This is a genomic window from Streptomyces sp. NPDC054866, assembly GCF_053610745.1.
The window spans coordinates 526,444-550,570 of record NZ_JBSGZA010000005.1; the positions used below are offsets into that span (position 1 = coordinate 526,444).

20 protein-coding genes and 3 tRNA genes are annotated in these 24,127 nt (G+C 70.9%); 17 read left to right on the forward strand and 6 right to left on the reverse strand.

Features of this window, described 5'->3' with window-relative positions; all coding sequences use genetic code 11:
* The first annotated feature begins 427 nt into the window (after positions 1-427).
* From ACWGI2_RS27355 to ACWGI2_RS27375, 5 genes are all read left to right on the forward strand, one after another.
* Positions 428-1,198, forward strand: a complete 771-nt coding sequence (locus tag ACWGI2_RS27355) for a GntR family transcriptional regulator (RefSeq protein ID WP_453698161.1) — start codon at positions 428-430, stop codon at positions 1,196-1,198.
* Positions 1,179-1,742: a GNAT family N-acetyltransferase gene (locus ACWGI2_RS27360; RefSeq protein ID WP_453698163.1), complete on the forward strand. Its 564-nt coding sequence runs from the start codon at positions 1,179-1,181 to the stop codon at positions 1,740-1,742. The genes ACWGI2_RS27355 and ACWGI2_RS27360 overlap by 20 nt, the downstream gene beginning before the upstream one ends.
* A 272-nt stretch (positions 1,743-2,014) precedes the next feature.
* Positions 2,015-2,101: transfer RNA gene (locus tag ACWGI2_RS27365), tRNA-Ser, on the forward strand.
* Positions 2,102-2,353: 252 nt separating this feature from the next.
* Entirely contained in the window at positions 2,354-2,587 is a 234-nt protein-coding gene (locus ACWGI2_RS27370; protein ID WP_453698164.1) for a hypothetical protein, read from the forward strand.
* A gap of 235 nt (positions 2,588-2,822) precedes the next feature.
* On the forward strand, positions 2,823-3,536 hold the full coding sequence (locus ACWGI2_RS27375) for a sensor domain-containing protein (protein ID WP_453698165.1): 714 nt from the start codon (positions 2,823-2,825) through the stop codon (positions 3,534-3,536).
* Between the two features lie 84 nt (positions 3,537-3,620).
* Here ACWGI2_RS27375 and ACWGI2_RS27380 read toward each other — a convergent pair whose 3' ends face one another.
* Positions 3,621-4,493 (reverse strand): bifunctional DNA primase/polymerase, encoded by an 873-nt coding sequence (locus ACWGI2_RS27380; protein WP_453698166.1) that lies wholly within the window; start codon positions 4,491-4,493, stop codon positions 3,621-3,623.
* Positions 4,494-4,863: 370 nt separating this feature from the next.
* Between ACWGI2_RS27380 and ACWGI2_RS27385 the strand changes: the two genes are divergently transcribed.
* The 9 genes from ACWGI2_RS27385 to ACWGI2_RS27425 all read left to right on the forward strand — a co-directional run bounded on the left by ACWGI2_RS27385 (position 4,864) and on the right by ACWGI2_RS27425 (position 13,841).
* Positions 4,864-5,175 carry a hypothetical protein gene (locus tag ACWGI2_RS27385; protein WP_160506015.1) on the forward strand — a complete coding sequence of 104 codons (312 nt, stop codon included), beginning with the start codon at positions 4,864-4,866 and terminating at the stop codon, positions 5,173-5,175.
* A 218-nt stretch (positions 5,176-5,393) separates the two neighbouring features.
* The gene (locus ACWGI2_RS27390) at positions 5,394-6,638 is read left to right on the forward strand and encodes an acyl-CoA dehydrogenase family protein (RefSeq protein ID WP_453698167.1); all 1,245 of its coding nucleotides are present in this window, start codon (positions 5,394-5,396) and stop codon (positions 6,636-6,638) included.
* Entirely contained in the window at positions 6,635-7,543 is a 909-nt protein-coding gene (locus ACWGI2_RS27395; RefSeq protein ID WP_453698169.1) for a bifunctional MaoC family dehydratase N-terminal/OB-fold nucleic acid binding domain-containing protein, read from the forward strand. Before ACWGI2_RS27390 ends, ACWGI2_RS27395 begins: the two co-directional genes overlap by 4 nt.
* Position 7,544: 1 nt before the next feature.
* Positions 7,545-8,624, forward strand: a complete 1,080-nt coding sequence (locus ACWGI2_RS27400) for an acyl-CoA dehydrogenase family protein (protein WP_453698171.1) — start codon at positions 7,545-7,547, stop codon at positions 8,622-8,624.
* 77 nt (positions 8,625-8,701) lie between these two features.
* Positions 8,702-9,139 (forward strand): MaoC family dehydratase, encoded by a 438-nt coding sequence (locus tag ACWGI2_RS27405; protein ID WP_453698172.1) that lies wholly within the window; start codon positions 8,702-8,704, stop codon positions 9,137-9,139.
* A complete protein-coding gene (locus tag ACWGI2_RS27410) occupies positions 9,136-10,302 on the forward strand; it encodes a lipid-transfer protein (RefSeq protein WP_453698173.1) in 1,167 nt (388 codons plus the stop codon). Before ACWGI2_RS27405 ends, ACWGI2_RS27410 begins: the two co-directional genes overlap by 4 nt.
* A gap of 52 nt (positions 10,303-10,354) precedes the next feature.
* Positions 10,355-11,263, forward strand: a complete 909-nt coding sequence (locus ACWGI2_RS27415; RefSeq protein WP_453698174.1) for a DUF1906 domain-containing protein — start codon at positions 10,355-10,357, stop codon at positions 11,261-11,263.
* 173 nt (positions 11,264-11,436) lie between these two features.
* A complete protein-coding gene (locus tag ACWGI2_RS27420; protein ID WP_453396644.1) occupies positions 11,437-12,000 on the forward strand; it encodes a SigE family RNA polymerase sigma factor in 564 nt (187 codons plus the stop codon).
* 191 nt (positions 12,001-12,191) lie between these two features.
* Positions 12,192-13,841, forward strand: coding sequence for a long-chain fatty acid--CoA ligase (locus ACWGI2_RS27425; RefSeq protein ID WP_453698175.1), 1,650 nt, complete (start codon positions 12,192-12,194; stop codon positions 13,839-13,841).
* A gap of 70 nt (positions 13,842-13,911) precedes the next feature.
* On the opposite strand, the gene ACWGI2_RS27430 is transcribed toward ACWGI2_RS27425, so the two are convergent.
* Positions 13,912-15,150 (reverse strand): MFS transporter, encoded by a 1,239-nt coding sequence (locus ACWGI2_RS27430; protein WP_453698177.1) that lies wholly within the window; start codon positions 15,148-15,150, stop codon positions 13,912-13,914.
* Positions 15,151-15,289: 139 nt separating this feature from the next.
* On the opposite strand from ACWGI2_RS27430, the gene ACWGI2_RS27435 reads away from it, so the two are divergent.
* Positions 15,290-15,865 (forward strand): TetR family transcriptional regulator, encoded by a 576-nt coding sequence (locus ACWGI2_RS27435; protein ID WP_453396641.1) that lies wholly within the window; start codon positions 15,290-15,292, stop codon positions 15,863-15,865.
* A gap of 49 nt (positions 15,866-15,914) precedes the next feature.
* Here ACWGI2_RS27435 and ACWGI2_RS27440 read toward each other — a convergent pair whose 3' ends face one another.
* Both ACWGI2_RS27440 and ACWGI2_RS27445 read right to left on the reverse strand, forming a co-directional pair.
* On the reverse strand, positions 15,915-20,393 hold the full coding sequence (locus ACWGI2_RS27440) for a PAS domain-containing protein (protein ID WP_453698179.1): 4,479 nt from the start codon (positions 20,391-20,393) through the stop codon (positions 15,915-15,917).
* A 288-nt stretch (positions 20,394-20,681) separates the two neighbouring features.
* Positions 20,682-21,134 carry an SSI family serine proteinase inhibitor gene (locus ACWGI2_RS27445; RefSeq protein ID WP_453396639.1) on the reverse strand — a complete coding sequence of 151 codons (453 nt, stop codon included), beginning with the start codon at positions 21,132-21,134 and terminating at the stop codon, positions 20,682-20,684.
* 214 nt (positions 21,135-21,348) lie between these two features.
* Here ACWGI2_RS27445 and ACWGI2_RS27450 point away from each other — a divergent pair.
* Positions 21,349-21,439, forward strand: a tRNA-Ser gene (locus ACWGI2_RS27450).
* Between the two features lie 191 nt (positions 21,440-21,630).
* A tRNA-Arg gene (locus ACWGI2_RS27455) sits at positions 21,631-21,703 on the forward strand.
* 80 nt (positions 21,704-21,783) lie between these two features.
* Here ACWGI2_RS27455 and ACWGI2_RS27460 read toward each other — a convergent pair.
* Complete coding sequence (locus tag ACWGI2_RS27460) at positions 21,784-22,995, reverse strand: NAD(P)/FAD-dependent oxidoreductase (RefSeq protein WP_453698181.1); 1,212 nt, start codon at positions 22,993-22,995, stop codon at positions 21,784-21,786.
* Positions 22,996-23,136: 141 nt separating this feature from the next.
* A complete protein-coding gene (gene sigJ / locus ACWGI2_RS27465) occupies positions 23,137-24,081 on the reverse strand; it encodes an RNA polymerase sigma factor SigJ (RefSeq protein ID WP_453698182.1) in 945 nt (314 codons plus the stop codon).
* Positions 24,082-24,127 lie beyond the last annotated feature (46 nt).

Sequence of the window (24,127 nt, forward strand, 5' to 3'; positions counted from 1 at the left end):
CCTAGCAGTAGGTACGGCCCGTAGAGCGGCCCCGGAGTTGCACCTCCGGGGCCGCGCGCCGTTGAAGTCGGGAACCCGGCTCCCCTCAGCGCTGCTCGTGCGAGACGAGCAGCGGAGGCAACCGGCCGCAGCACGGGACGTGCTGCGATTGATTTGAGATCGCGCTGTGCATCACGCGGGGAACCCGCGTGGCCGCCTACTTGGCCGAGGAGAGGCGGCGTGATCCCCATTCAGTTGTCAAAGAACGACCAGCAAGGGGCCCGCAAGGAACACGAGCCATCCCGAACCGGAAAAGCTGTACGTGACACCCCGTACGACTTGTCTGGAGGAGTGCCGTGGGATGAGAATGCCCACTCGACCCTTGGAGAGTCAAGCCCCCTGGTCTAACTTGTATGGAGGAGTTGGACGGATGAGGCGGAGGGGACACATGCGGCGGGGACTTACGAAGGCGCAGGAGATCGCTGCTGACCTGCGAGAACAGATCGACTCGGGTCAGCTGGGAGGCGGCCAAGCGCTCCCTAGCGAAGCCAAGTTGATGAGCCAGTACGGCTACAGCCGCGAAACTGTGCGTGCTGGTGTCCGGGTCCTGGTCGATGAGGGCTTGGTCGTGACCGGGCAGGGGCAGGGGAAGTACGTCCGCGAGGACTACCCGCCCGTCGTCTGGAACTGGACGACCCTGGAGAGCCGCAAGCGTCACGCCACCGCAGTTGAGGGCCAGACGGCTGGTGACCAGTGGGCCAGTGCCGTTGCTGATGAGGGCAAGAGCCCCCGGCAGGAGATCAGCGTCTCGATTGTTGAACCCCCCAAGCACGTCCATGCGGCGCTGGGTCTGCCTGAAGGAGGGCTGGCGGTCGCGCGCAAGCGAGTGCGATACGTCGACAACCGGCCGTACGCCCTAGCGGACTCGTACTTCCCGCAGGAACTCGTTTCCGGGACCCCGCTCATGGAACCCCGTGACGTGTCCGCCCCTGGGGGAGTGCTCGCATCTGTCGGCCTCGTTCAAGCTAAGTACCGCGATGAGATCGCCGTACGGATGCCAACCCTCAAGGAAGCTGAGCTGCTGGCCTTGCCGTCGGCGACGCCGGTGGCCGAACACACCCGGACTGGTTACGACGAAGACGGGAAACCTCTTCGCTGCATGGTCACCATCCTCCCAGGAGACAGGCACAAGATCCTCTATGAAGTCGATGCCGACTGAGTACCTACGCCCCGCCGCAGCCGAGGACGTACCCGCGCTCATGGCGTTGAGGACCGAGGCTGAACAGTGGCTACATGTGAAGGGCACGGACCAGTGGAATGACCGCGAGGCGGGGCAGCGGGCGATCGCCAAGTGGCAGGCCACCATCGATGAAGGCAGGGCTTGGGTTGTTGTAGATGACAGTGGGGCGGCGCTGGCCACTGTCAGTCGTGGCCCTGTTGATCGAGACTTCTGGAATGACGACGACAAGCCAGAAAGTGCGTTCTATCTCTACAAGCTGATCGTTGCGCGGTCCGCGTCGGGCAGGCAGCTTGGGGCTCGAATCGTCGACTGGGCATCCCGTGTTGCTGCGTTGGAAGGACGCGACTGGGTGCGCATCGACACCTGGCGGACGAACACGGACCTACACGCCTACTACGAGCGCTTGGGGTTCAAGCATGTTCGGACGGAGGCGCCTGCACACCGTCGGTCGGGCTGGCTTGCCCAAAGGCCATCAGACGCCATCTCGCTCCCGCATCAGGCGTTGGCCGTGGGTAGACACTGAGAGAGGCTTCGAGGGCCTCGTCAGAAGCTGGCTGGCGAGGAGGCAGCGCGGAGCGTCGTCTGGCTCTAAGCTTGCATCAGCTGGTTGTGCTGAGCAGGCAATTGGTTAGGCCACCCGCTGTCCCAGACCCCGATTTCGGGCGGTCGCCGATGAAGGCGACCGCACTCGCAGCTTGGGCCCTATCTTCCCTACTTGGAAATCCTGCCTCAGGACCGCGTGGGCCATCTGTGGGCCAAGAGGCACTCTCTAGACGGCTGGGAAGGCGTTTTGCCAGCTCAACAGGGATGCACAGACGCGCAGCGCGACGCTCTTGAAAACCGTCGTGGCGAGAGCCACCGTGGGTTCAAATCCCACACCCACCGCAGTGATTGAGAGCCTCTGACCAGCGGAATCGGTCGGGGGCTCTCGCTGTTTCAGGGGCCCTTGGCTCGCCCTCCTCCCGTGGTTCCCGGGGCGATCGGGCATGTGAGGGACATTGCGCCGGACCGGGCACGCGTCATGGATGAACCCGATACTCCACGTGGACGCTGCCCGGCGAGCCTCGGAGGAGGTGTGGGGCGAGTGCGGTGTTGTTCTACAAGATCACTGGATTCGTCTCCAAGGAGAAACTCGTGTTGAAGCGCATCGCATCAGCCCTCGCCGTGGCCACCGTCGCTGGATTCCTGGCCGCCGGCACCGCCGTCGCTTCCGACGGTCCCACCGGCACCCTCGACGAGGGCCGCTACGCAGGGCAGTCGTTCACCAACATGGGCGGCCCGTACGGGATCACCACCGCCGGCCATGTGGACGGCGGGCACCGCGACGGGACCGCCCTCAACGGGGTCTTCGACGGGTTCAACCACTGACGGCTTCTCCGTCTGGTCAAAGGGGGTGTCTCCCAGTGTCTCGCACTGAGAGGCACCCCCTTCCCGCACCCCGGATGCTGTGGCTTCGGCCGGGGGTGGTGTCAGCAACACCCCCGAGAGGGCGGGTCACCGTATGTCCCGGGCCGCTCGGATTCGCGAACGTGGAGGACGTCAGCACGGCGCGTCCCCGGCACGTCCCCCAGTACGTCTCCACCGCGAAGATTCGAGGCCCATCGTGAGCACCAGTGCACTGCCGCGTCCGTACGCAGCCGCTCCCTCCGCTCCCTCCTCTGAGCGCTCCGCGGAGGCTCCTGGCTTCTGGCGGGCGCCGTTCGCCGCCTCCACGTACCGGGAGATCGGCTACACGGTGGCGTCGCTGCCCATCGCCATCGTGGGCTTCACCTTCGCCGTGACGATGTTCTCGCTCGGCGTGGGTCTCTTCGTCACCGTGCTCGGACTGCCGGTCCTCGCGGCCGCGTTGGCCGGAGCGCGGGGGCTCGGCGCTGCCGAGCGGGGGCGGGCTCGGGCGCAGCTGGGGTTCGATGTCGCCGGGCCCGCTGCGGTGGAGACGCCGCGGGACGCGGGTGCGTGGGCGGGGATGCGGGCACGGCTCTCGGACGGCGCGGGCTGGCGGGCGCTGCTCTTCCAGGTCGTGATGTTCCCGTCGCGCGTCGTGTCCTTCGTCTTCAGCGTGACGTTCCTGGTCACCGGCTGGGTGGTCGCGCTCCTCCCGGCGTACTCCTGGGTGTTTCCCCGTTACGTCGACTGGCCCGGCTACCGGCTGTTCGACTACACGTCCGGCGGCGAGCGCCACGCGTTCTACCTGGAGTCGCCGGTGCAGATCGCGGCGGCGTCCCTGGTCGGCCTCGCCATCGTCTTCCTCACCCCGAAGCTGGTCCGCGCCCTGACGAACATCGACCGTGCGGCTATCCGTTCGATGCTCGGATAGCCGCGACGGCCAGCGGTAAGGGGCGTCCGCCATTGCGGGCGCCCCTTACCGCGTGCTCCTACGCTGCGCGCTCTTCAGCTCCCGTCACGCGTGCCCCGTCAGCCGTGCCGCCGACGCGATCGTCGAGCGGGCCTCGCGTTCCGTGAGGCCGACCCGGAGCGCGGCAGCGGCTAGTTCGTCGGCCAGGGGCTCGCCGATGCCGTTCTCGTAGGCGCGGCATGCGGCCCAGAACAGGCGGGTGTTGCGCTGCCCCTCGTGCGCGGCGAGCACGAACTGGACCAGGCCCTGGCCCCGTTGGACCGGGGCCGGCATCTGCGGGAGCGTGGGGTGGTAGGCGCGGGGCGGGGGCGTGAGCAGGCGCAGCAGCGCTGGCGGACAGCTCGCCGGAGGGAGATGCGCGGTGCCGGCCACGGCGCTGTAGACGCCGTGCTCGGTGCGCGAGCCGGGGCCGACGAGATAGCCGCCGGCGCCCCTGATGTCGATGCCGGGGGCCAGACGCCCCGCGGAGTTGGGGACGACGGCGTCGGGCGGGCCCGCGAGCCAGATGTGGCGGCCACCGCTCGGGGTCGCCACGACGACCGTGGCCGGGATCGTGAAGAGGTGGCGCAGCGCCAGTTCCCGCAGGGCTGCCGGAGCGTCCGTACCGGACTTGGTGTCCAGGTCGATGCCGATCAGATGGTGCGGGGCCAGCCCGCACGCGATGCCGTAGCCGGTGGCCCAGGGAGCGGCGGTGAAGAGCTCGCGGATGCGCCACGGGTCGGTCGACGCGTCGTACACGCCATGTCCGGGACGGCCGCATTCGCCGTGACAGGGGGCCGGTTCGGGCTGCTCGTGGTGGGGGGAGCGGAGCGCCGGCAGCTTGGTCCGGGAGAGCGGGATGACGGCGAGGCCGCGTTCGGCGGCGGACAGGGCGTGGGCGAGTGCGAGTGCTGTGGCATGGCGGTCGATGGTGGCCATGACTTCATTTTCGTACAAGCGTTCGAAGAAAGGAAGGGGGGCGGGCACGGCGCGGGGGCGAAACGCGGATGCGCCCGCCGATCTTCCTTGTGCGGCGGAACGCTTCAGCCCGTGCGGCGCCTGGGTTTGGGCACGTTATTGGGGGCTGAACAGGAGCTTTGACGGAACGAAGCATGTTTATCGACTTGTACTCACGCTTGCGGGGGAATTGGGGCTTCCGGGGTGGTTCGCCGGGGATTCGGTGGGCAACTCTGGACTCGCGACGTCGTACAGAACCCCCGAGGCGGTCGGCCAACCGCCTGGGAACAAGCGGCACTTCAGGTACTCCCGGCACATCGCCGGTGCGTACCCCCGTAACGGAGGAATTGACATGGCAAGCATCCGTACCGCCCGCGTCATCGCTGCAGCCGCGGCCCTGCCCCTGGCTGCCGCACTCTTCTCGGGTGTCGCGACGGCTGACAACGGCGCCTTCGCGAACGACGGATCGAACGCGGGCGTGGCGACTGTCAACGGCAGCGGCGTCGGCGGCAACAACAGCGGCAACTCGTCCACGTCGCAGCAGCAGGCCGTCGGCTCAGGCGCCTCGAACCAGAACAACACCGCCCAGGTGAACGGCTCGGCGTTCACGGCGATCGACCAGTCGAACGAGAACATCGCCGTCAACTTCACCCACCTCTGGTGAGGTGACGGCCCTCCGGGGTAGCTCCTGGGGCCTGCTCGATGGGGTGTGTGACGTTCTGCGCGGCGGTGCATCTGCACCGCCGCGCAGGCGTGTTCGGGGGCTGCGGTCGCGTCCGGCTCCCGCATCCAGGGAGATCTCTTGACACCGCGACAGTTTCTGACGGACAGTCAGAAACCAATGTCGGTGCGACGCCCTTACGCGAAGGAGAGGCCGCCGCCGTGCACCTCGCCCCCACCGAGCGCCAACAGCAGCTGCGCGCGGAACTGCGCGCCTACTTCCGCGATCTGATGCCGGCAGGCCCGCCCGAAGGGGGCGACCTGGAGGGGCAGCGCCGGCTGCTGCGGCGCATCGGGGCCGACGGCATGCTGGGCCTCGGCTGGCCGGTCGAGTACGGCGGGCAGGGGCGGGGGCCCGACGAACAGTTCGTCTTCTTCGACGAGGCGTACCGCGCGGGCGCGCCCGTATCGATGGTCACCCTGAACACCGTCGGGCCGACCCTCATGAAGTACGGCACCGAGGAGCAGAAGGCCGCCTTCCTGCCGCGCATCCTCAGCGGTGACCTCGTCTTCGCGATCGGCTACAGCGAGCCGTCGGCGGGAACGGATCTGGCCTCGCTGCGTACGCGGGCGGTGCGCGAGGGCGTGGGGTCAGGGAGGTCCGTGGGGTCCGAGAGGTTTGCGGGGTCGGACGGGTCCGCAGGGTCCGATGACACGTGGGTCATCGACGGGCAGAAGATCTTCACGTCGAACGCCCAGAACGCCGACTGGATCTGGCTGGCCTGCCGCACCGACCCCGAAGCCCCCAAGCACCAAGGCATCTCGATCATCCTCGTGCCGACCGACGCGCCCGGCTTCTCGTGGACGCCGATCGAGACGGTGGGCGGTCTGACGACGACGGCGACGTACTACGACGGAATCCGCGTGCCCGCCACGAACCTCGTCGGCGAGGAGAACGGCGGCTGGGGGCTCATCACCAACCAGCTCAACCACGAGCGGGTGGCGCTCGCCGCGATCGGCATGCAGGCCGAGGATTTCTACGCCGCTGCCCTCGCCTTCGCCCGTACGCCCGATCCGGTGACGGGCGAGCGTCGGATTGACGCGCCGTGGGTCCGGTCCAGGCTGGCCGAAGCACAGGCGCGGTTGTCGGCAACGCGCCTGCTCAACTGGCGTTTGGTGGGGGATGTCGGGGCGGGTGCGCTGGCGCCGGGAGACGCGAGCGGCGTGAAATTCGTGGGAACCGAATCGGCGGTGGAGGTGTACCGAATATGTCAGGAAGTCACGGGCGAGGCGGGTCTGGTCCGGGCCGGTTCATCCGGGTCCCTGACGCTCGGCACGGCCGGTGAGGGGGAGTTGGAGCGGATGAACAGGGCGGCACAGATCAATACGTTCGGGGGCGGGGTGAGCGAGGTGCAGCGGGAGATCGTGGCGACGATGCGCCTCGGAATGCGGAGGGGACGGCGGTGACCGATCTTTCGTACGAGACGCTGAAGGCGTTCGAGGGGCGGGCGGCCGCCACGTCGGGCGTGGGCAAGGACCCGGTCAACGAACCGATGATCCGGCACTGGTGCGAGGCCATGGGCGACACGAACTCGGCCTATGCGGGGGCGGACCCGATCGCTCCGCCGACCATGCTCCAGGCCTGGACGATGGGCGGGCTCTCCGGGCACCAAGGGCGTTCGGCGGCGTACGACGAGTTGTTCGCGCTCCTGGACGGCGCGGGGTACACCTCGGTCGTGGCCACGGACTGCGAGCAGGAGTATCTGCGGGCGCTGCGGCCGGGGGACGAGATCACTTTCGACGCGGTCATCGAGTCGGTGTCCGAGCGCAAGACGACCAAACTGGGCACGGGCCATTTCGTCACGACCCGGATGGACGTCAGAGCGGGCGGCGAGCCCGCGGGGACCCACCGCTTCCGGATCCTGAAGTACGCGCCCGCGCAGCAAAAACCCCACGGCAAGCGGCCCCGCCCGGTGATCAATCGGGACAACGCGGGATTCTGGGAAGGCGTGGCCCGCCACCAGCTCCTGATCCAGCGCTGCGGCGGCTGCCGGACGCTGCGCTTCCCCTGGCTGCCCGGCTGCAATGCCTGCGGTTCGCTCGTGTGGGACACAGTTGAGGCGAGCGGCGAGGGCACGGTCTACTCGTACGTCGTCATGCACCACCCGCCCTTCCCCGCCTTCGATCCCCCGTACGCCGTCGGGCTCATCGACCTGGCGGAGGGTGTGCGCATGGTCAGCAATGTGGTGGGCGTGCCCAGCGACAAGGTGCGGATCGGGCAGCCGGTGCGGCTCGAATTCCAGCGGGCGGACAAGGAGTTGGAGCTCCCGGTATTCCGGGCCGTCGAGAGCATGGCGGGGGGCGGGGTCTGACATGGACTTCACACCCACGGAGGAGCAGGCCGCCGCACGGGACCTTGCCGGAGAGATCTTCGGGGACCTGGCCACGCCCGAGCGGCTCACGGCGGCGGGCACAGCATCGGACGCGGAGCTGTGGAAGGCGCTGTGCGCGGCGGGGCTGCCGGGTGCGGTGGAGGAGGTCGGGTTGCTCGGCCTCGTACTGCTGCTCGAGGAGCAGGGGAGGGCGACCGCACAGGTGCCGTTCGCGGCGAGCTGTGTCTACGGGCTGCTCGCGGTGGCGGCGCATGGCACGGAGGAGCAGCGGGGGCGTCTGCTGCCGGGGCTGCGGGACGGCACGGCGGTCGCGACGGGGGCTTTTCCGGCGCGGGGCGGCGTGGTGGCCTCCGGGGAGAGGGTCCAGGGCGGTGCGACTGCCGCGAAGCTGAACGGGGTCGTGCCATGGGTGCCGTGGCTGCGGGATGCCACGGAGGTCCTGGTGGCGGTGCGCGACCCGGGGGCGCGGGGCGGCCACAGCCTGTGGAGAGTGCGGGTGGCCGACGCGGAATCGGAGCCCGTGGAGCTGACCGCGCCCTGGGCGGCGGGGCGGTTGGTCCTGGACGGGACTCCGGGGGAGCGGATCGGAGGGGAGGGGGCGTACGGGGACGTCCTGGCGATTGCGCGGACGGCCTTCGCCGGACTGCAGGCCGGGGTGTGCGCGGGGTCGTTGGCCCGCGCGGTGGCGCACACGAACGAACGGGAGCAGTTCGGGCGGCCACTCGCGGCCAAGCAAGGGGTCCAACTCCGGGCGGCCGACGCCCATATGGACACCGAGGCGATACGGGTCACGGCGTACGAGGCGGCCTGGCGGCGCGACGCCGGCCTGCCGTACGGCACTCATGCGCTGACCGCCGCGTGGTGGGCGTCGGAGGGCGGGAAGCGCGTCGTGCACGCGGGCCAGCATCTGCACGGCGGCATGGGTGCCGACCTCGACCACCCCGTGCACCGGCACTTCCTGTGGGGGCGGCAGCTGGACGCGTATCTGGGGTGCGGGAGCGAAGTCCTGGAGGAAATGGGCGACTTGATCGCACGGAGCACGCAAGAGGGGGCGGCATGACGGGGGGACAGGGTGCTGTAGGAGGAGGCGGCGTGACGGAGAGAGGGAGACCGCATGCCGGAGGAGAAGGGGGCGGTGTGAGGGTCGGGGACGCGCTGCCGGAGCTCACCATCCCGGTCACCCGGACGCTGATCGTCTCCGGGGCGATCGCCTCGCGGGACTACCAGGACGTGCACCACGACGCGGCGGCGGCCAAGGAGAAGGGCTCCCCCGACATCTTCATGAACATCCTGACCACGAACGGCCTGGTCGGGCGGTACGTCACGGACCACTTCGGTTCCGCGGCGATCCTCCGCAAGGTGGCGATCCGGCTGGGGGCGCCCAATTACCCGGGGGACACGATGGTGTTGACCGGTTCCGTGGAGCAGGTCGAGGGCGATACGGCCACGGTCAAGGTTGTTGGGGCCAACGGCATCGGCAAGCACGTCACCGGCACGGTCACGGTCACCGTCCCGCGCGGGGCGGTTCCGGGCGCGGCGGTCCCGGGCGGGGCGTCGGCAGGGGGCGCGGCATGAGCGTACGCACACGCGACCTCCTCGGCGGGAAGGCCGCTGTCGTCGGGATCGGGGCCACCGAGTTCTCCAAGGACTCGGGGCGCAGCGAGCTCAGGCTCGCTGTGGAGGCGGTGGGTCTCGCGCTCGACGACGCCGGGCTGAGCCCCGCCGACGTCGACGGCATGGTCACGTTCACCATGGACACGAACCCGGAGATCACCGTCGCGCAGGCGGCCGGGATCGGGGAGCTGTCGTTCTTCTCGCGCGTCCACTACGGCGGAGGCGCGGCCTGCGCGACCGTCCAGCAGGCGGCGCTCGCGGTGGCGAGCGGAGTGGCGGAAGTCGTCGTCTGCTATCGCGCGTTCAACGAACGCTCGGGGCGGCGGTTCGGTTCGGGCGTGCAGCACCGGGAGCCGTCGGCGGAGGGCGCGGCGCTCGGCTGGTCCCTGCCGTTCGGATTGCTGACCCCCGCGTCCTGGGTGGCGATGGCGGCCCAGCGCTATCTGCACACCTACGGCCTCACCCCCGACGCCTTCGGCCATGTGGCGGTCACCGACCGGAAGTACGCGGCGACCAACCCCGCGGCCTATTTCCACGGGAAACCGATCACGCTCGCCGAGCACGCCGCCTCGCGCTGGATCGTCGAGCCGCTGCGGCTCCTGGACTGCTGCCAGGAGACTGACGGCGGGCAGGCGATCGTCGTGACGAGCGTGGAGCGGGCCCGGGACCTGCCGAAGCCACCGGCGGTGATCACGGCGGCGGCCCAGGGGTCGGGACGCGCGCAGGAGCAGATGACCAGCTTCTACCGCGACGACCTGAGCGGGCTGCCGGAAATGAGCGTGGTGGCCCGGCAGTTGTGGCGCAGCTCCGGTCTCGCGCCCGGCGACATCGACGTGGGCATTCTCTACGACCACTTCACTCCGTTCGTGCTGATGCAGCTGGAGGAGTTCGGCTTCTGCGGGCCGGGTGAGGCGGCGGACTTCGTGGCCGGGGAGATGCTGCCGCTGAACACCCACGGAGGGCAGCTCGGGGAGGCGTATCTGCACGGGATGAACGGCATAGCGGAGGCGGTCCGACAGGTGCGCGGCACGTCCGTGAACCAGATACCGGGCGCGGCGCGCACGCTGGTCACCGCGGGCACCGGTGTCCCCACGTCGGGGTTGATTCTCGCGGCGGACGGCTGAACGCGTCGCGTGTCCCCGCCGCGGCGGGGGCCCCGGGCCCTTCACTCGGCGTATGCGCTGCCGAAAGCTGATGATGGGACTTGTCCTCGCCGTCGCCCTTGCCACTACGGCCATGGGCGCGCCGCCGACCGGCGCCACGAGCAGACCCGAGGCCACGGGTCGCGGGCCCGACGCGAGTCGTGGAGCCGAAGCCGCGGGTCGCGCCGCCGGGGCCGAAGGACGTGCGGCCGGGTGGCCGGCGGGGGTCTCGGTCTACCGCGGCCGGGCCTTCGACACCTGCCTCGCGCCGTCCGCCGACACGATGCGCCGCTGGAAGGCCTCCAACTACGGGGCGGTGGGCATCTACTACGCCGGCCGCGGCCGGGCGTGCAAGCGCCAGCCGCAGCTGAGCCGCAGTTGGATGCGCACGGTGCGCGGTCAGGGCTGGAAGGTGCTGCCGGTGTACGTCGGGTCGCAGTCGCCCTGCGTCATCGCGAAGCACAAGAAGCACGTGCGCATGGGGCGCTACCCCGTGCGGCAGGGAACACGAGAGGGGCGTGACGCGGTACGTAAGGCCAGGGCACTCGGGATGCAGCGGCTCAGCCCGCTCTATCTGGACATGGAGGCGTACACCTACCGGCAGAAGTGGTGCGCGCACGGCACCCTGGCCTTCGTACGGGCCTGGAACCGTGAGGTGCGCAGGTTCGGGTACGTGCCGGGCTTCTACAGCAGTGCGAACTCCGGCGTACGGCACATGGAGACGGCGCGGCGGGCGGGGGTGCGGGATCTGCCGTCGGTGATGTGGTTCGCGCGCTGGCACGTGCGGCCGCACCTGTACCGCGAGCCGGTCCTTCGGCGCGACGCGTGGAGCCCTGAGCGGCGCATTCACCAGTACGCGGGGAACGTGACGGAGCGGCACGGCGGGCGCACGATCAAGATCGACCGGAACCTCGTGCACGCGCCGGTGGCCCGGGTCCGCTAGTCCGGGAGCGCGGCCCCTTTCGCCGCCCTCTCAGGGATGAACCCTCAGGGGTGTGCTCCACCTCCTCCACCTTCAGGAGGTGGGGCTACCACCCCGCGTACAACCTGAGGCGGACACCGCTTCGGGACCTGCGGCCGATCCGCTGAAGTAGGGGGCGCTTCTAGCGTGGAGCCATGACCGTATCCATGGTGCCCATGTGCACCAGCGCATCGAAGGCCGCGACGCGGACAGCGAGTCCTTCGGCGTATCCGTCGTTCGCGTCGTACGTACGGGCACGTCAGCCCGTGTTGCTGCGCACCGCGCGCTCGCTGACCGCGAATCCGAGCGATGCCGAGGATCTGCTGCAGACCGCCCTCACCAAGACCTATGTCGCATGGGACCGGATCGAGGACCATCGGGCGCTCGACGGCTATGTGCGCCGGGCCCTGCTGAACACCCGGACCTCGCAGTGGCGCAAGCGCAAGGTCGACGAGTTCGCGTGCGACGAGCTGCCCGAGCCCGAGGTGACGCCGGTCGCGGACCCGGCCGAGCAGCAGGCGCTCAGGGACGCGATGTGGCGCGCGATCATGAAGCTGCCCGCCCGGCAGCGGGCGATGGTCGTCCTGCGGTACTACGAGGATCTCAGCGAGGCCCAGACGGCCGAGGTGCTCGGAGTGTCCATCGGCACCGTCAAGAGCGCGGTGTCGCGTGCGCTGGGCAAGCTGCGCGAGGACCCGGAGCTCACACCGGTCCGGTGATGGCCAAGGCAACAGGCAGCCCGGTGATGGCCCGGAGAGTTCGGTGATCGTCGCAGCTCTGCCGGACCTTTCTTCTCCCGACCTAGTGACATACCGTGCGGTATGCGGCAAGAATCTGGCGAGCCCTACTGCCAGGTAGGTCATTCGGGAGCCGCCCCGGATGAATGCCGCGCGCCCACCGGGAGGACGCCGTGCTGAGCACGATGCAGGACGTACCACTGACCGTCACCCGCATCCTCCGGCACGGGACGACCGTGCACGGGTCGTCGCAGGTCACCACATGGACCGGCGAGGCCGCCCCGCAGCGCCGCAGCTTCCGCGAGATCGGTGAACGCTCGGCCCAGCTCGCGCACGCACTGCGCGAAGACCTCGGGGTCGACGGCGACGAGCGCGTGGCCACGTTCATGTGGAACAACGCCGAACACGTCGAGGCCTACTTCGCGGTCCCCTGCATGGGCGCCGTCCTGCACACCCTCAATCTCCGGCTGCCCGCCGACCAGTTGACCTGGATCGTGAACCACGCGGCCGACCGCGTCATCATCGTCAACGGCTCCCTCATCCCGTTGCTCGCGCCCCTCTTGCCGCAGCTGCCGACCGTCGAGCACCTGGTGGTCTCGGGCCCAGGCGACCGTTCGCCGCTGGCCGGGATCCAGGCGCGGGTGCACGAGTACGAGGACCTGATCGCCGCCAAGCCGACGACGTACGACTGGCCCGAGCTCGACGAGCGCACGGCCGCCGCCATGTGTTACACCTCCGGCACCACCGGCGACCCCAAGGGCGTCGTCTACTCCCACCGTTCCATCTACCTGCACTCCATGCAGGTCAACATGAGCGAGTCGATGGGCCTGACGGACGCGGACACCACGCTCGTCGTCGTCCCGCAGTTCCACGTCAACGCCTGGGGTCTGCCGCACGCGACCCTGATGGCCGGCGTGAACATGCTGATGCCGGACCGCTTCCTGCAGCCCGCCCCGCTCGCCGAGATGATCGAGACGGAGCGGCCCACGCACGCGGCCGCCGTCCCCACCATCTGGCAGGGCCTGCTCGCCGAACTCAGCGCGAAGCCGCGCGACGTCAGCTCGCTCGGCCAGGTCACCATCGGCGGCTCGGCCTGCCCGCCCTCGCTGATGGAGGCCTTCGACAAGCTGGGCATGCGCGTCTGCCACGCGTGGGGCATGACGGAGACCTCCCCGCTCGGCACGGTCGCCCGCCCGCCGGCCAAGTCCATCGGCACCGAGGACGAGTTCGCCTACCGCCTCACCCAGGGCCGCTTCCCGACCGGCGTCGAGGCCCGCCTGGTGGGCCCCGGCGGCGAGCACCTGCCGTGGGACGGCGAGTCCGCGGGCGAGCTGGAGGTGCGCGGGCCGTGGATCGCGGGCGCGTACTACGGCGGAGCGGGCGGCGACGAGATAAAGCCCGAGGACAAGTTCAGCGCGGACGGCTGGCTGAAGACCGGCGACGTCGGCGTGATCAGCTCCGACGGCTTCCTGACGCTCACCGACCGCGCGAAGGACGTCATCAAGTCCGGCGGCGAGTGGATCTCCAGCGTCGAGCTGGAGAACGCGATCATGGCCCACCCGGATGTCGCGGAGGCGGCCGTCGTCGCCGTCCCCGACGACAAGTGGGGCGAACGCCCGCTCGCCACCGTCGTGTTGAAGGAGGGCGCGAGCCTCGACTACGCCGCCCTGCGCGACTTCCTCGCGGGCACCATCGCCAAGTGGCAGCTGCCCGAGCGCTGGGCGATCGTGCCCGCCGTGCCCAAGACGAGCGTCGGCAAGTTCGACAAGAAGGTGCTGCGCAGGCAGTACGCGGACGGGGAACTGGACGTCACGAAGCTCTGACGGCCGCCCTCCCCAGCACTCACTCGGGGTGTTACGCCGCTCCCCCGCCGGAGCGGCGTATCGCCGTGGCTCATCCGGAGCGGCGTATCGCCGTGGTCCAGCCCAGGGCGAGCCAGGCCGTCGCGATGGCGCAGACCCCGCCCCAGCCCCAGTGGGTGAAGGCCGTACCTGCCAGGGCCGAGGCCCCCGCGCCGCTCGCGAAACCGGCCACCACATAGGCGGTGTTGGCGGTGGCGGGCAGGCTCGTGGTGGTCAGCGCCAGGGTCTGGTTGGCGACATGGCTCGCCACGAGGGCGGCGTGGATCAGGATCCCGGCCACGCACAGCGCCCACAACTGCCGCCCGCCCAGCCAGAACAGCGGCAGGCAGAGCCCCGCTCCGACGTACGCGGTCGCCGTGACCCGCGCCGCCCCGAACCGGTCGACGAGCCCGCCGGCCAGCGGGGCGACCGCGGTCGCGGAGAGCCCGAGGAGGCCGAAGAGCCCTGCGGCTCCGGTCGACATGCCGTACGCACCGCTGGTGAGGAGCAGGGCGAGCGAGGTCCATACCGCGCTCCACGCCCCGTACATCCCGCCCTGGCGCAGGCAGGCGCGGCGCAGCTCCGGTGACTCCTTCAGTACCCGGGGCAGCCGGGCGAGACCGCTGAGGGCCGGGCCCGCGTGACGCGGCCGGTCCTCGGCGGGCAGCAGCGCGGCGGTGGCGAGGCCGAGCACCAACGTCAGGACGGCCGCTCCCACGAAGACGACGCGCCAGCCGTGAGCCTCACCCACGAGCCCGCCGAGGACCCGCGCGGCGACAACTCCCGCGAAGAGCCCGGCGATCACGGCCGCCACATGCCGGGCACGGCGGCCGGCGGGCGCGCGCTCGGCGACCAGCGGCACGAGGAGCTGGGGTATGACGCTCGCCGCCGTGGCGACGAACAGGGCGCAGGCGAGCGCGACGGGACCCGAACAGACCGCGGCCGCCGCCAGGGCCAGGGCCGCGGCGGCCGAGAGTATGCCGACGAGGGGGCGGCGGTTCGCCGTGTCTCCGAGTGGGGCGAAGAACAGCAGCCCGGCGGCGTACCCGAGAAGGGACACCGAGGCGAGCCAGGCCAGGTCGGACGGCTGGGTGCCGAAGTCATGGGCCATGAGGGGGAGCAGGGGCGCCGCGAGGTAGATGTTGGCGGCGGTCACCGCGGTGCAGACCGCCACGACGGCGAGCAGCAGGCCGGGCCGGACGGCGCGCCCGGACGGTGAGTCTCCGCCCTTGCCCCCGTCCCCGGCCTCGGTGGTGATCGCCGGTGTCCGGCTTCTGATGACTGAGGCCATGGGCGGCATGACTCCTTGCGTGAGCAGGTCTCGATCGGAGCAACTAACTAGTTGGTTGGAAAAAGTCTGCGCCCGCGACCTGCGCGATGTCAAGCAACCAACCAGTTGGTTACCCGCAAGGATTAGCTACCCTGTCCCCATGGCAGTGAGAGACCCCGAAGCCACCAAGGCCCGGATCTTCGAGGCGGCGGTGGCCGAGTTCGCGCGGTACGGCATCGCGGGCGCCCGTATCGACCGCATCGCGAGCGAGGCGAAGGCGAACAAGCAGCTCATCTATGCCTATTTCGGCAACAAGGCCGAGCTGTTCACCCAGGTCCTCGAGAAGCGCATGCTCGACATGGCGGTCAGCACTCCCGTCGACGCCGACGACATGGACGGCTGGATGGACCGGCTGATGGATTACCACGCCGCCCACCCCGAGCTCCTGCGCCTGCTCTTCTGGGAGGGCATCGAGTACGGCACCGACGAACTCCCCGACGAGCGGGAGCGCCGCGACCACTACGACCGCAAGGTCGCCGTACTCGCCGACGCCCAGGCCCGCGGCGTCATCAGCGACGAAATCCCCGCCTCCCACCTGCTGTTCATGGTGGTCGCGCTGGCCGGCTGGTCGACGGCGGTTCCGCAGATGCGGCGGATCCTGGTCGGTGAGACGGACGACGACGTGGCGCGGCTGCGCACCTCGATCAAGGCCGCGATGCGCCGCATCACCGCCTGAGCGCCCGCAAGCCACAGGCCACAGGCCGCCGCGCCCACCTGGGCAGCGGCTAGTTCGTACCGATCTTCGCCAGCAGATCCACGATGCGGCCCTGCACCTCGCTGCTCGTAGACCGCTCCGCGAGGAACAGCACCGTCTCCCCCGCCGCGAGCCGCGGCAGTTCCGTCTGGTCGACGGCGGCGGTGTAGACGACGAGCGGGGTGCGGTTCAACTGGCCGTTCGCGCGCAGCCAGTCGATGATCCCGGCCCTGCGGCGACGCACCTGCATCAGGTCCATCACCACCAGGTTCGGCCGCATCTGCGCCGCGAGCGTCACCGCGTCCGCGTCGCTCTCGGCCCGCGCGACCTGCATGCCGCGCCGCTCCAGCGTCGCGGTAAGGGCGAGCGCGATCTCCTCGTGCTCCTCGATGAGCAGGACGCGCGGCGGGTGCTGCTCGCTGTCGCGGGGCGCGAGCGCCTTCAGGAGTACGGCGGGGTCGGCGCCGTACGCCGCCTCGCGCGTCGCCTGGCCGAGTCCCGCCGTGACGAGTACGGGAACCTCGGCGGCCACGGCGGCCGTGCGCAGCGACTGCAGCGCCGTACGCGTGATGGGGCCGGTCAGCGGGTCCACGAACAGCGCCGCGGGGAACGCGGCGATCTGGGCGTCGACCTCCTCGCGGGAGTTCACGATCACCGGGCGGTAGCCGCGGTCGCTGAGCGCCTGCTGGGTGGTGACGTCGGGCGCGGGCCACACCAGGAGGCGGCGCGGGTTGTCCAGCGGCTCGGGCGGCAGTTCGTCGTCCATGGGCTGCGGCTGGGGCCGGTTGGCGACCTCGACGGCACCGCCGGGGCCGTCCAGCGGCTCCGGGCCCTCGTCGGCGTCCTCGTCCGGTGCGCCGATCGCGTACGAGCGTCCTGTGCCCTCGCTGGAGGACGCGATCCGGGACTGCGGGTGGGCCTGCGCCTGGGGGTGCGGGCGTGCCGCGGCCTCGGGGCGGTCGTCGCCCGCGGGGTCGGGGGGAGTGGACAGCCTGCGGCGCCGCCCCGAGCCGCTGACGGAGCCCCCGAGGGAGCCGCCGGGGGAGTGGGACTGGGACTGGCCCGGAGCCGCGGGCTGCGCAAGCGCCTGCTCCGGGAGCGGTCCCGCGGTGGGGGGCTGCGGGGCGGCAGGGGGCGCTGGGGCGGCGGGGGCAGGTGCGGAGGGCTGGGCCTGCTGCGGCTGGGGGGCCTGGGGCGCTTGGGGAGCTTGCTGGGCCGCAGGAGTCTGCGGGGGCAGCGGAGGCTGGGGCGTCTGTGGGATCTGTGGGTTCTGGGGATTCTGCGGCGTCTGCGGTGCCGTTGCCGGGGCGGCCGGGGCATGGCCCTGCTGCAACCCGCGACGGCGCTGCTGCTGCTCGGCGATCTGCTGGCCGAACGGCACACCCTGCCCGAGCGTGCGCACGCTGATGGCGCGCCCCTGCGTCGAGTTGGGGTCGCCGGGCGCGGCCTCGGCGGGCAGCGGCTGCGCGGCCCGACCCTGGGCCCCGCGCTCGGGCGGGAGCGCGACGCCCCTGCCGGGTGTGTGGACGCCCCGCGCGGGAGTGCCTTCGGCGTACGTAGTGGGCTGCGAGGGAACACCGGCGGGCGGGGTTCCCTGAGCGTCCCCGGCCGGACCAGCGGCTGCGGGCGCCGCAGGAGCAGGAGCAACAGGAGCCGCGGGAGCCGCAGGACCAGCGTCCACCCCCGGCGGGGCGGACGCGCCGGGAGCCTGCCCCAGCCCGTTCTCCTGCCCCTGACCCGCTGCCTGCCCCTGCCCCTGCGCCGGACGCGACCGGCGGCGACCCGTGGGCGTCTCCGCGGGGTGAGGCTGCGGCGGGGTGTGGTCGTCGGCCGGGTGGTGCAGGGCCGCTTCGTGCTGCCCCGTGTCGTCCTGGTCCGCGGAAGCGGGCGGCAACGCGAACACGCGCCCGCTGGGAGCCTCCTCGGCAGCGGCCCGCTCCTTGGCGGCGGCCAGCGCACGGCGACGCCGCCCCGTCGGACGGGGCGAGGCCTCGCCCGAGTCACCGGCGACAGCCACAGCCGTCCCGACCCCGGAGACCCCAGAAGCCCCGGAGCCCCCGGCGGCAGCACCCTCCTGCCCACCACCGCCCGAAGGCAGAGCGGCCGGCAACGCCAACTGCTCGTCGTTCCGTCGAGCCCGCTGCCCGGAAGCGGCAGGGGCCACCCCACCCGCGGGAACCGGCACGCCCTGCGGCGGCACCGTCTGCCCGAGAGCCGCGGACCCGGCCGCATGCTCGGCAGCGGTCACCACAGAACCGACGGAGCCGCCCGAGCCCTCGGAGCCGCCCGAACTCACGGAGCCCTCCGCGGCGCTGGGCCGCCCACGCCGCCGCCCGGTACCACCGGAAGTCTGTGCCTGCGCAGCCCCCTCGCCCCGCGCGACCGCCTCCGGAGCACCCGGAGCACCCGACGCCTCGGCCTCGGCAACCTGAGCCGCCGCGATCTGCGCCGCATCCGCCTCCGCCGCACGCCGCCCACGACGCCGCCCGGTCCCGCTGGGCGAAACCCCGCCTACGGAATCGGCACCCTCAAGCGCTGCACCGCCCGAGGTCGCACCTCCCGAGGTCGCACCCCCCGAGGTGCCACCTTCAGGAACCGCACTCTCCAAGAACGAGTCCACCGAAGGCCCGGCAGCCCGCCGAGCCCGTCGGCGCCCGCCACCCGTGGCGGGCGAAGCCTGCGCCGGCACGACGACGGAAGAGCCGACAGAAGAGCCGACGGAAGAGCCGACAGATGAGCCGACGGAAGAGCCGACAGAGCCGCCCGCGGCCTCGGGGGCCGCGGAAACCGCCCCACCCCCCGCCCCGATCGGCACCTCAAGAACGTACGCATTGCCGCTCATCCCCGGCACCTCATGCGTCTGCAGCACGCCGCCGTGCGCCCGCACGATGCCGCGGACGATCGGCTCGTGCACCGGGTCTCCCCCGGCGTACGGCCCCCGCACCTCGATGCGGACGACCTCGCCGCGCTGAGCCGCGGCCACGACCACGGTCGAGTCCACGTACCCACCCGCGGGCACGGCCGAAGGGCCCGTACCGGCGCGGGCGTTGCCCGTGGCGTCGATCCCCGCCACGTCGGCGACCAGGTGGGCGAGCGCGGTGGCGAGCCGCCCCGGGTCCACCTCGACCTCGATCGGCGGCGCGTGCACCGCGAACTGCGCGCGTCCGGGCCCGATCAGCTCGACCGCGCCCTCCACGCCGCTCGCGACGACGGCATCGAGCATGACCTTCACGCACGACAGCTGATCCGCACCCGAGTCGAGCAACTGGAAGCCCAGTACGTTGTCGACGAGCGTGGTGATGCGCGCGTATCCGGCGGAAAGATGATGAAGGACCTGATTCGCCTCGGGCCACAACTGCCCGGCGTCGTCCGCCGCCAGGGCCGACAGCTCACGCTTCAGCTCGTCGAGCGGACCCCGCAACGACGACCCGAGCACGGCGAGCAACTGCTCGTGCCGCGCGGCCAGAGCGTCGTACCGCGCCTTCTCGCGCTCGGCGAGCTCCTCGAACCGGTCCTTCTCGCGCTCGGCGAGCGCCGCGTACCGCTCCTGCTCGGCGGCGATCTCCTCGGCGCGCTGCTCGGCGGCGGCGGCGAGTTCCGCCGCGTGCCGCTCCGTCGCGGCCCGCAGCTCCTCCGTGCGCCGCTCCGTCGCGGCCTTCATCTCCTCGGCGTGCGCGGCGATCGCGGCCTCGTGCTCCTCGGCCAGCGCGTCGTAGGGCCGCCGGTCGGTGAACGTCATGACCGCGCCGACGAGCTGGTCGCCGTCTCGCACCGGCGCCGTCGTCAGGTCGACCGCGACCCGGTCGCCGCTCTTGGACCACAGGACCTGCCCGCGCACCCGGTGCTTGCGCCCGGAGCGGAGCGTGTCCGCGAGAGGGGACTCCTCGTACGGGAAGGGCTCACCGTCTGCGCGGGAGTGGAGCACCAGGTGGTGCAGTTCCTGTCCGCCCAGGTCGCTGGCCCTGAAACCCAGTATCTGCGCGGCGGCCGGATTGACGAGGACGACGCGTCCCTCGGTGTCCGTCCCGACGACGCCTTCGGCGGCCGCGCGCAGGATCATCTCGGTCTGCCGCTGGGAGCGCGCGAGTTCGGCCTCGGTGTCCACGGCGCCCGAAAGGTCGCGTACGACGAGCATGAGCAACTCGTCGCCGGTGTAGCCGTAATTGTCGTACGCGTCCCGGATGTCCTCGAGGTTCGAGCTGGTGACCTCGACGGGGAACTCGCTGCCGTCCGTGCGGCGCGCGGTCATCCGCGTCGGCTTCGTACGTCCGCGCTCGTCGACGGAGTCGGGCCTGCGCATCGATCCGGGAATGAGCCGGGAGTCGAACTCCGGCAACAGATCGAGGAGCCCGCGTCCCACGAGGGCTGTGCCCGGTGCTTCGAACGCCTCGAGCGCGATCGCGTTCGCGTTCACGACGGTCCCGTTCGCGTTCACGAGGACCAGCGCGTCCGGGAGCGCGTCGAGTATGGCTGCGAGGCGAGCAGCGCCTCGGGATGGCCTGCTGCTCACGACGACGCTTCCTCCCTGGTTACTGCTGCTTGCCGACTCGCCCAGGCCATCTTGCCCCGCGGCCCGCGGCGTGTCACGGGAGGGAGTCTACGGGGAGTGGTTGTGCGCGCGACGCCGGATGAGAGGGAGGTCGCACGCGGAAGATGTGAGGCTTCCGTACGGCCTGGTCACGAGGAGGTGGCGGCGGGACGGATTCGACCATGGCCGGGAAGCACCTCAGAAGTGGCCGAAACGGATCGCCCGGAGTCATACGACCGCATGGAGTCAGGCGCCGGTCTCGGGCAGCGGTCAGGCGCCGGTCTCGGGCAGCACCGGGACGAGCTTGTTCCACCGGGAGATCTCGCATCCGTTGCCGCGGTTGTACGTCGCGTCGACGGGCCGCCCGTTCCAGGTGCCGGTGATGTGCGCCGTGGCGGGACCGCCGTACTGCATGGTGCAGTTCGCGTTGGCCGGCGTGGGTGCGAACGTGTCGCTGCCCCACGTCGCCCCTTGGTCGAGCTTCGCGCACGCTTCCTCAGCCTGCGGGTGCGTGCCGCCCGCCGGGTGGCACTTCAGCTCGAACGTTCCGTCGCGGCCGTCCCCGGCGCCGTCGACCTTCACCGTGAGCCGGTCAGGGGTCGCCTCGGACTCGGTCACCGGTGTCGGCAGGGGCAGGGGCTCCATGTCGGCGTGGGCGACGAGGGGGGCGGCGGACAGCGCGGCGACGGACGCGGCGGCGGTGAGGACGAGACGGCGCAGCATGACGGGGCTCCACTGGGTGCGGGGTACCGGGTACGCGAACACGTACGGGCTCTACCGCGTCTAACGCCGTTGACGCCGCGACGTTGCGGGCACGAAAGACGCTTTGCTCTGCGGGCCGCCCGACTAGTACCGTGGAAGCCGCGATTGGTGACACGCCGCCCGGCTGTGTCATCATCTGCACGCACCCCTCGCGCTCGCGCCTGGAGTGCAAGCTGGAGGCGTCGCCTAGTCCGGTCTATGGCGCCGCACTGCTAATGCGGTTTGGGACTTAAATCCCATCGAGGGTTCAAATCCCTCCGCCTCCGCTGCAAGATCCCGAAGCCCCGGTCCACTGGACCGGGGCTTCGGCGTTTCGCCGCCGCGAAGCACGTTTCCGCAGGTCGCAAGCGGTGTGGCAAACGGATTTCACATGGCGGCGGCGGTCATGTAATGTTCTTCCTGTCGCCGCGAGCGGGCCGAAAGGCCGGGGAGCGAAGGCAGAAAAAAGAAAAATCAAGCACTCGTAGCTTAACGGATAGAGCATCTGACTACGGATCAGAAGGTTGCAGGTTCGAATCCTGCCGAGTGCACATTGGTGAGAGGCCCCCGGATCATCCGGGGGCCTTTCGCGTTGTCCGGGGCCCCCTCTGGGCGAGGGGGCGTTGCCGGGTCAGGCCGTGGCCTCGGCGGGGGTGTTCGTGAGGGCCGGGGTCTGGGTGATGGGGCGGGGGCGGGTCGGCAGGCCGAGCGTGGGGTTGGCTACGCCCCAGGCCGCGCCCTTGCAGACCAGTTCCTTGTAGACGGCGGCGAGCCGTCCTGTCAGGGCCGCGTTGACCGAGCGGTCGTCGGCGGTGACGTACTGGATCAGACCGTTCTTGCGTCCGAGCGAGATGCACTGGTTGAAGTAGCGGATCGGCGTCTTCGGGATCTTCCCGCCGGTCAGGCGGGCCGCGATGGCGTCGGCGGCCTGCCATGCCATGGGGGTGCCCGTCGCGCACGACATCCGCAGCGGCTTGTCGCCGGGGCCGATCGCCATGGCGGCGTCGCCGACGGCGTACACGTCCGGGTGCGAGACCGAGCGCATGGTGCGGTCGACGACGATCTGGCCACTGTCGGTGACTTCGAGGGCGGTGGCCTCCGCGATCGGGTGGACCGCGAAGCCGGCGGTCCACACCGTGACCGCGGCCGGGATGGCCTTGCCGTCGGCGGTGGTGACGCGGTCGGCCTGTACGCCGGTGACGGCGGCCTGCTCGTGCGCGGTGATGCCGAGCCCGGCGAAGACCTTCCGTACGTGGCCGCGGCCCTTGGGTGAGAGCCAGTCGCCGAGCTCGCCGCGGGCGGCGAGGGCGACGTCGAGGTCCGGGCGTGCTTCGGCGATCTCGGTCGCGGCCTCCAGGCCGGTGAGGCCGCCGCCGACGACGACCACGGTCTCCCCGGCGTCCAGGCCTGCCAGGCGCTCGCGCAGCCGGTGCGCTCCGGGGCGGCTCGCGATCTCGTGGGCGTGCTCGGCGGTGCCGGGGACGCCCTGGGCGTTCCAGCCGCTGCCGAGGGCGTATACGAGGGTGTCGTACTCCAGGTCCTCGGTGCCGCCTTGGGCTTCGCTGAGGGCGACCGTCTTGCGGTCCACGTCCACGGCGGTCACCTTCGCGAGCCTCAGTTCGACGCCGGTGCCCGCGAACATCTCGCTGAAGGGCCGGTGCGTGAGGTCCTGGCCCGCCGTCAGCTGGTGCATCCGGACGCGCTCGACGAAGTCGGGCTCGGGGTTCACGAGGGTGATGGCGACGTCCTCGCGGCGCAGCCGCTTGGCGAGGCGTCCGGCGGCGATGGCTCCGGTGTATCCGGCTCCGATGACGACGATGCGGTGCTGCGCGTGGTGCTGCATGTCCTTGCTCCTGTCATCAGCTCTTCAGCTCTTCAGCGGGTTCGCCTCTTGAACCGGGCAGCCCGCCGTTTCCTGACAGGAAGCTGTTGTGAAGCAGCTCACATCGGGCTCGGAGTGTCAGAACGCGTGGAGCATCGGGCGTCAGAACGCGTGGAGCAGGGGGTCTCCGTGGTCGGTGGCCGCCCATCGCCGGGTCGCGCGTTCCAGCTTGTCGGGGTTGACCTGGTTGCGGAACGCGACGATGCCCTCGGCGGTGATCTCCAGGCACATGACGCCGACGACCCGGCCGTCCACGACCGCCACGACGGCGGGAGTGCCGTTCGCGGTCGCGCCGTAGATCTCGGGGGAGCCGCCGACGTAGGAGCGCTTGACCTCGCTGGGCTTGAACAGGCCCCGCATGAACTTCGCGACCGCGACAGCGCCCTCGAACGCCTTGGCGCGCGCAGGGACCTTGCCGCCGCCGTCGCCGATGGAGATGGCGTCCTGCGTGAGCAGCCGCACGAGCGGCTCGGTCTTGCCGCTGGTGGCGGCCGCGAGGAACTCCTCGACGATCCGCTGGGCGGTGGCATCGTCGATCTCGGTGCGGGTCTTGCCGTCCGCCACGTGCTTCTTGGCGCGGTGGAAGATCTGCTGTCCCGCGGTCTCGGTGATGTCGAGGATCTCCGCGATCTCCCGGTGCGAGTAGCCGAAGGCCTCCCGCAGCACGTACACCACCCGCTCGTTGGGCGACAGGCGCTCCATGAGGGTGAGGACGGCGTACGAGACGGATTCGCGCTGCTCGGCGGTGTCGGCGGGGCCCAGCATCGGGTCCCCGGCGAGCAGGGGCTCGGGCAGCCACTGGCCCACATAGGTCTCGCGGCGGGCGCGGGCCGATGTGAGGTGGTTGAGGCACAGGTTGGTGAGGACCTTCGTCAGCCAGGCCTCGGGGACCTCGATGCGCTCGACCTCGGCGGCCTGCCAGCGCAGGAAGGTGTCCTGCACGGCGTCCTCCGCGTCGCTCGCGGAGCCCAGGAGGCGGTAGGCGATGGCCTCCAGGCGGGGCCTGGCGGTCTCGAACCGGTCGACGTCGTTCATGGTCAGAGCCATGCTCCGGATCCTAGCTCTCGCGCGTGCTCCGGACCCTGGCTCTTGC